This window comes from Caproicibacter sp., assembly GCF_046707225.1.
Taxonomy (GTDB): domain Bacteria; phylum Bacillota; class Clostridia; order Oscillospirales; family Acutalibacteraceae; genus Caproicibacter.
Window position 1 is genome coordinate 22,740 of record NZ_JBJKOP010000006.1, and the last position, 6,000, is coordinate 28,739.

At 53.6% G+C, this 6,000-nt stretch carries 6 protein-coding genes; 3 read left to right on the top strand and 3 right to left on the bottom strand.

Annotation, left to right across the window (positions count from 1 at the left end):
* The first annotated feature begins 142 nt into the window (after nucleotides 1-142).
* Together ACLQ3M_RS00515 and mnmA are read left to right on the top strand one after the other, a co-directional pair.
* Nucleotides 143-565, top strand: a complete 423-nt coding sequence (locus tag ACLQ3M_RS00515) for a hypothetical protein (protein ID WP_411675760.1) — start codon at nucleotides 143-145, stop codon at nucleotides 563-565.
* Entirely contained in the window at nucleotides 566-1,639 is a 1,074-nt protein-coding gene (mnmA, locus tag ACLQ3M_RS00520; RefSeq protein ID WP_411675761.1) for a tRNA 2-thiouridine(34) synthase MnmA, read from the top strand.
* 51 nt (nucleotides 1,640-1,690) lie between these two features.
* Here the strand turns inward: mnmA and ACLQ3M_RS00525 are convergent, their stop codons facing one another.
* Nucleotides 1,691-3,220: a hypothetical protein gene (locus ACLQ3M_RS00525; RefSeq protein ID WP_411675762.1), complete on the bottom strand. Its 1,530-nt coding sequence runs from the start codon at nucleotides 3,218-3,220 to the stop codon at nucleotides 1,691-1,693.
* A 392-nt stretch (nucleotides 3,221-3,612) separates the two neighbouring features.
* On the opposite strand from ACLQ3M_RS00525, the gene ACLQ3M_RS00530 reads away from it, so the two are divergent.
* Complete coding sequence (locus tag ACLQ3M_RS00530; RefSeq protein ID WP_411675763.1) at nucleotides 3,613-4,557, top strand: cation diffusion facilitator family transporter; 945 nt, start codon at nucleotides 3,613-3,615, stop codon at nucleotides 4,555-4,557.
* Here ACLQ3M_RS00530 and ACLQ3M_RS00535 read toward each other — a convergent pair.
* Both ACLQ3M_RS00535 and ACLQ3M_RS00540 read right to left on the bottom strand, forming a co-directional pair.
* Nucleotides 4,554-5,189 (bottom strand): sugar O-acetyltransferase, encoded by a 636-nt coding sequence (locus ACLQ3M_RS00535; RefSeq protein WP_411675764.1) that lies wholly within the window; start codon nucleotides 5,187-5,189, stop codon nucleotides 4,554-4,556. The two genes, ACLQ3M_RS00530 and ACLQ3M_RS00535, sit on opposite strands and share 4 nt — an antisense overlap.
* 74 nt (nucleotides 5,190-5,263) lie before the next feature.
* The gene (locus ACLQ3M_RS00540) at nucleotides 5,264-5,803 is read right to left on the bottom strand and encodes a GNAT family N-acetyltransferase (RefSeq protein WP_411675765.1); all 540 of its coding nucleotides are present in this window, start codon (nucleotides 5,801-5,803) and stop codon (nucleotides 5,264-5,266) included.
* Between the last annotated feature and the right edge of the window lie 197 nt (nucleotides 5,804-6,000).

A 6,000-nucleotide genomic window follows, 5' to 3' on the forward strand; every position in this document is an offset into this window, starting at 1 on the left:
TCCTTATTCTTTGCGTATTTTGTTATTATAACACACTGACATAAAAAAAGGAATAGATGAAATAATACTGTTGCTGAAGCGTCTTTTGAGGTATAATAGGACTAAATCATGTAAAACCGCATTCGCGGCAGGAGGTATCCGAATGGAAGTGTTTAAAAATGTCACCGATTCCGTGACGAAAGCGGTCAATTTCGTCGTGGATAAAAACCGCAGGGCCGCCATTATCAACCGGCTGAAAATCGTCATCCGCAATGAAAAGGAAATTCAGGCCCGCTCTTACATCGAGCTGGGCAAATATTATTATGATAATATGCGGGATTCTACAAACGAACGCACCGAGCCGCTTTGCGTCGCCGTGGACAACGCCGACCGCAGGCTGAAACGCGCTTTCATGAAGCTGGATGAAATGATGGTTCCGGCCGGTGTGGATGACGAAGAGGAGGTTTGCGGGGACGAGTGTGCCTGCGCCGAATGCGCGTCGGACGACGGGGATGATTTCTTCCGTACCTTCAGTGCCGAACCGGACGGCGCGGATGAAGCGGCCGCCGACGACCCGATTTTATAAATGAAGCGAAAAGTCATGCTGGGAATGAGCGGCGGCGTCGACAGTTCGGTCGCCGCTCTGCTTTTGCAGAAAGCCGGGTACGAAGTTACCGGCGTTACGCTGCGCCTGAGCCCGGACGGGCTGATGCCCGAGCGCGAGGGCGGCTGCTGTTCGCTCGCGGATATTGAGGATGCGCGCCGCGTCTGCTACAAGCTGGGAATTGACCATATGGTGCTGAATTTCAAGGAGCTGTTCGAGCGGGACGTGATCGCTCCGTTCGCGGCACAGTACGAGGCCGGGAAAACGCCGAACCCCTGCGTCGCGTGCAACCGGCACATCAAATTCAGCGCGATGCTGGACCGCGCCGAGTTGCTGGGCTTCGATTACATTGCGACCGGGCACTACGCGCTGATCGAACAAACGCCGCGGGGGCGGTGGCTGCTGAAAAAATCGCCCGCCGCCAAGGATCAGAGCTACGTGCTGTACATGCTGACGCAGCGGCAGCTCGCCCATACGCTGCTGCCCGTCGGGAACTATCCGAAGCCGGAAATCCGCAGAATGGCGGAGGAAGCCGGGCTGACCGTCGCGAAAAAGCGGGACAGCCAGGAAATCTGTTTTGTAGAGGATAACAATTACGGCGCTTTCCTCGAACGGTACACCGGCCGCGCCGCAAAGCCGGGCGACTTTCTCGATGAAACGGGAAACGTCATCGGCCGCCACCGGGGCGTGACCCGCTACACGGTCGGTCAGCGCAAGGGGCTTGGGATGTCCTTTGGAAAGCCGATGTACGTAACGGGGATCGACGCGGAACATAACACGGTCACGCTCGGCGGGGAACAGGAGCGCTACGCGCATGCCCTGACGGCCGGGGACATCAATCTGATTCCATTCGATGCCTTGGAAAAAGAAACCCGGGCGCAGGTCAAGGTGCGCTATTCCGCGGCGCCCGCGAACGCGGCGCTGTCTCCGCTTTCGGACGGGCGCGTCCGCGTGGAGTTTGAGTCTCCGCAGAAATCGGTCGCGCCGGGACAGGCCGTCGTCTTTTACGACGGGGACACGGTGCTGGGCGGTGGAACGATTTTGGAAAAAGAATAAAAGAAGTCTGTAAAAACGGCCCGGGTTGTGTACCCATGGCCGTTTTATCGATTATGCAATAATATTCAGCTTTTCCGGAACTGTCTGAGGGATCGTTCTGGTGACGGACAGCCGTCCACGGTTCCCAAGGTAAAAATCAATATTATCAACGTCGCCGCTGTGAAGGGAAACCAGAAACGCGGACCAGTTTGCATCGTATTTTTGAAAGGTTGAAGAAGAATCGTCGTAGGACGTGATTTGGTTAGGCGCGGTGGAAAAGTTCTCCCAATAGGAGGTTTCGAACTTTTCGGAGTAACGGTAGATTCCGTCGTATTCCGCGCTTTCTCTTTTTTGCGCGTAGATGGCTCCGCCGTAATTTGCGCCCGCGAGAATGGCCTGCAATGCGTCCCCACTTTCGTGATAAGCGGACATGGTGTGCCGGAAGACTGCCAAAACCTGATCTTTCTGAAGGGAAGAAAACCCGCGTTCGTCTTCGGCATACAGTCTGGGCTGCGCTTGTAGCTGCTCATTCATTTGATTCAGGTAGTTTTCCAGATATCCGCTGAAAGAAGAATTTATGGTGTCCGCCATCGTGCCGCCCATTCCACTTTGTTCTATAAAAACATTCACCTTCATGGCAAGCGAGGCGCAGTCCAGTCCAATACTTTCCTCGTTTTCAGTGAGCACCGCTTCGCTGTTATTATTTATGGACGTAAATTGGCCGGTGAGTTGCTGCGCGTATTTACCGGCCAGTTCCATGTCGTTAATCGAATAGGCAGTGTTGGCGGCGGCTTTGCCGGAGTCGGTCTGAACGGCATCTCTAAGCCGCGCCGCCATATAAGCGTCATCGGAGGAAAGCCACTGGTCGGGAGAATCGCTCAGCCCGGCGTAGTCCGCGTGGCTGCTTAGATAATCTGAATATTGATTTGTCAGGCGATCGGCCTGCGCGAGAATGCTGTCATAGAATTTCTGCGTTTCTCCCCCGGCTCCGTTGTTCTCCAGAAAACCGCCGACCCCATCCGCGTAAGTTGACGCCAGATGGTTCAGTGTTGTTTGATAAAGATCATTCAGCTTTTGCCCCTGTTCCATGGCGTCTTCGGAGGAATCGGAAGAGAAAGTCGTTTTTAGATATGCGTAGCGGGAGGTCAAATAATCTAATTTTGTGCCAAGTTCCTCCGGTTGAAAACAATTCATATTGTTTGTTGTGTCGAAATGAAGCGCGGAAAAAGCAAAGTCCAACTCGGACCAGTCAACACCAGAATCCAGACCATCAGTTCTCAGTTTTGTGCGGAGCGCGTCAAGGTCCGACTGGCTCGGTTCCAGGGTTATCTGAATCGACGGCTGATTTTCCGGGGCCTCGCTAAAGTCTAGGGACACTTTGCTCTGCGCGTACCATTGCTGTTCCAGCGCATCCTGGGCGGTATAATCATTGTCCGAAGCGTCCAGGCTTCCGAGGAAATGAACTTTCTGGCAGCAACCGGAAGAGGTGGAGGCTGAAACGGCGTCGTCGGAAAGCTGTCGCAGCGTACCCGTGATGTTTTTTGCCTGATTGGCAGCTGTGGGCAGCATGCTCAGCCAATTTGAGCAGGATGTGATTTTCATCTCTTTTTCCTCATTTCAATTAAATACCGGAAGCGGTAATTGTACCGGAAAAAGTTCTGCTCCCGCTTCCATACCAATAATTGAAATTACTTGCAAAATCGATGATTGTATTCGATTCCAAATCAATTACCAAATAATGTGGTCCAAGTGCAATATCATTGGCATCCATATAGCGAGGAGTCGTTTTATTAAGAAGGTCCTTAAAAGAGTTTACATTCTTCTATCATTTCCTTTATCGGCAGAAAAATAATATAATTAATACCTAAAACGAATAAATTTGTTTCCACTCTAAAAAATGAATAGAAAGAGGCCTGATCTTTGTGAAAAAAGATTTCAGGCCCCTCTTTCTTTTTCTGTCAACCAAACAACATCTTTCATAGTATGGGAACAGCATGAAAAATCATGCGTTTCGCACTTGGGAGATGATCGCCTTGACCCCGCAGGAATCCCGCATGGCGGATCGGATTTCGATTCAAAGCATGCTGGTCAATCTGTTTCTGTTTGCCATAAAAGGGCTGTTCGGTCTGAAAATCGCATCCGCGAGCCTGCTTTCCGACGCGGTGCATTCGCTGACGGATATTTTCAGCACGCTCATCGTCTTGATCGGCATCCGCATTTCGAATAAACCGTCCGATTCCGGCCACCCGTACGGACATGAAAAAATCGAATGTATCATCGCGTTCCTGCTGGGCCTGATGCTGTTCGGCATCGGCGGCGGCATCGGCTGGGACGGGGTTCAAAAGCTGCTGCACCCTGTGGCGGCGCTGCCGCAGAATTCGCTGATGAACGCGTTCGCCATGGGCGCGGCTGCCGTTTCAATCGGTTCCAAGGAATGGATGTACCGATTTACCATCAAATGCGCGAAAAAAATCCGTTCCTCCTCCATGGCGGCGGATGCGTGGCACCACCGCTCCGACGCGATGTCCTCCGTCGGCAGCCTGATCGGCGTCGCCGGAATCCGTCTGGGGTATCCGGTCGTCGACTCGGTCGCCTGTCTGGTGATTTCCCTCTTTATTTTCAAAGCGGCTTGGGACATCTGCGCGGACGCGTGCGCGAAGCTGATCGACGCCGCATGCCCGCCGGAAACGGTTGGGAAAATCGAACGGATTGCGAAAAGCAACCGGGATGTGCTGGCGATCGACGCGCTGAAAACCCGGCAGTACGGGTCTAAAATCTACGTCGATCTGGAAATCACCGTTGACCGGAACGCCACATTTGAGCATTCCCACGCGGTTGCCGAAAGCATTCACAATGAAATCGAGGGGAACGTCGCGGCGGTGAAACACTGCATGATCCACGTAAACCCTTCGGCGCTGCCGAATCATCATCACATTTAAACCGGCTCCGCGGAAAACTCCGCAGACCGGGGATCGCCGTCCGGCAGAGGCCGGCGCTTGCAGTAATAGCGGCGGTCCTCCTCCGTAATCGCGCGAAGAACCCGGCAGGGATTCCCCGCTGCGACCACATTTTTCGGAATGTCGTGCGTTACGACGCTGCCGGCGCCGACGACCGCCCCATCCCCGATGGTGACGCCCGGGCACACGATGACTCCGCCGCCCAGCCAAACGCTGTCGCCGATGGTGATGGGCAATGCGTACTCCACCAGTCTGTTGCGCGGTTCCCGATGAACGGGGTGCCCCGCCGTGTAAAGGCTGACCCCCGGCGCGAAGAAGGCGTGGCTTCCGATCGTGATTTTCGCGCAGTCGAGGAACACGCAGTTGTAGTTCGCGTAGAAATGGTTCCCGACAGAGATATTGCCGCCGTAGTCGCAGCGGAACGGCGGCTCCACCCAAAAGCTCTCCCCCACGGAGCCGAACAGCTCCCGCAGCAGCCCGGTCCGTTTCTCCTCTTCCGACGGACGGGTGTGGTTAAAATCGTAAAGCAGGTCCGCAGCCCGGCGGTGTTCCCGGGCAAGAGCCTGATCCCCGATATAGGGAAGCCCGGAAAGCATCTTTTCCTTTTCTGTCAAATCTGTCATCCCTCCCTGTATCCATTCCGAATTGTTTCATACGGGAATTATCATAACCCGGCTGGAAGCATTTGTCAATGCCCTGTTCGACAAATTTCATCCCACTCCGCTTTGAAAAGGGAGCAGATCAACTGGTCGAACCACGCTTCCCCGATTCGGTAATGCTCCCGCATTCTGCCGTCCAGGTGAAAGCCGTATTTTTGCAGCAGACCGACGGAGCGAAAATTATTGGAAGCGGTGGTGGCGTACACCTTGTTCAGGTTGAGGTCCCTGTCCTCGAACACGGCGGTCAAAAAGGCGCGCAGCAGGATACTTCCCAAACCGCGGGAACGGTCCTGCTCCGGCAGGTAATACCCGAATTCGGCGCTTCGGTTTCGCGGGTTGTAGTCGAACAGATCGATTTTCCCGATCAATTCGCCGCCGGAGAGAAACACGAAGTGCCGGGCGTTTTTATCTTCCAGAAGGGAAAGCCACTTTTCCCGGTATTCCTGAAAAGAAGCGGGCGTGAGTACCGGCCGGCAGGAATAAAACTCATGATGTTTTTCCTCCAGCACCCAGCGGTACAGCTCCGGAAGGTGTTCCGGGGTAAGAGGAACCAGGCGACAGGGGTTCATTTCATTGTCATCTCGATTCAAAATTGAGGATTCCCATAAGATGTGAAATCAGGGGCTGTTGCAAAACGAGAGTTTTGGGGCAGCTCCTTTTTCTGTTGAAAAGTCAGCGATTTCGATATTTTTGTTGAAAATTCTGCGAGATAAACGGTCAAACAGACACGGCAGTGCTAAGCTCCGCCTTTAAGCATCGCATAAAA

Coding starts and splice junctions, on each gene's coding strand:
- ACLQ3M_RS00515 (WP_411675760.1), top strand. CDS start 143: ATGGAAGTGTTTAAAAATGTCACCGATTCCGTGACGAAAGCGGTCAAT.
- mnmA (WP_411675761.1), top strand. CDS start 566: ATGAAGCGAAAAGTCATGCTGGGAATGAGCGGCGGCGTCGACAGTTCG.
- ACLQ3M_RS00540 (WP_411675765.1), bottom strand. CDS start 5,803: ATGAACCCCTGTCGCCTGGTTCCTCTTACCCCGGAACACCTTCCGGAG.
- ACLQ3M_RS00530 (WP_411675763.1), top strand. CDS start 3,613: ATGAAAAATCATGCGTTTCGCACTTGGGAGATGATCGCCTTGACCCCG.
- ACLQ3M_RS00525 (WP_411675762.1), bottom strand. CDS start 3,220: ATGAAAATCACATCCTGCTCAAATTGGCTGAGCATGCTGCCCACAGCT.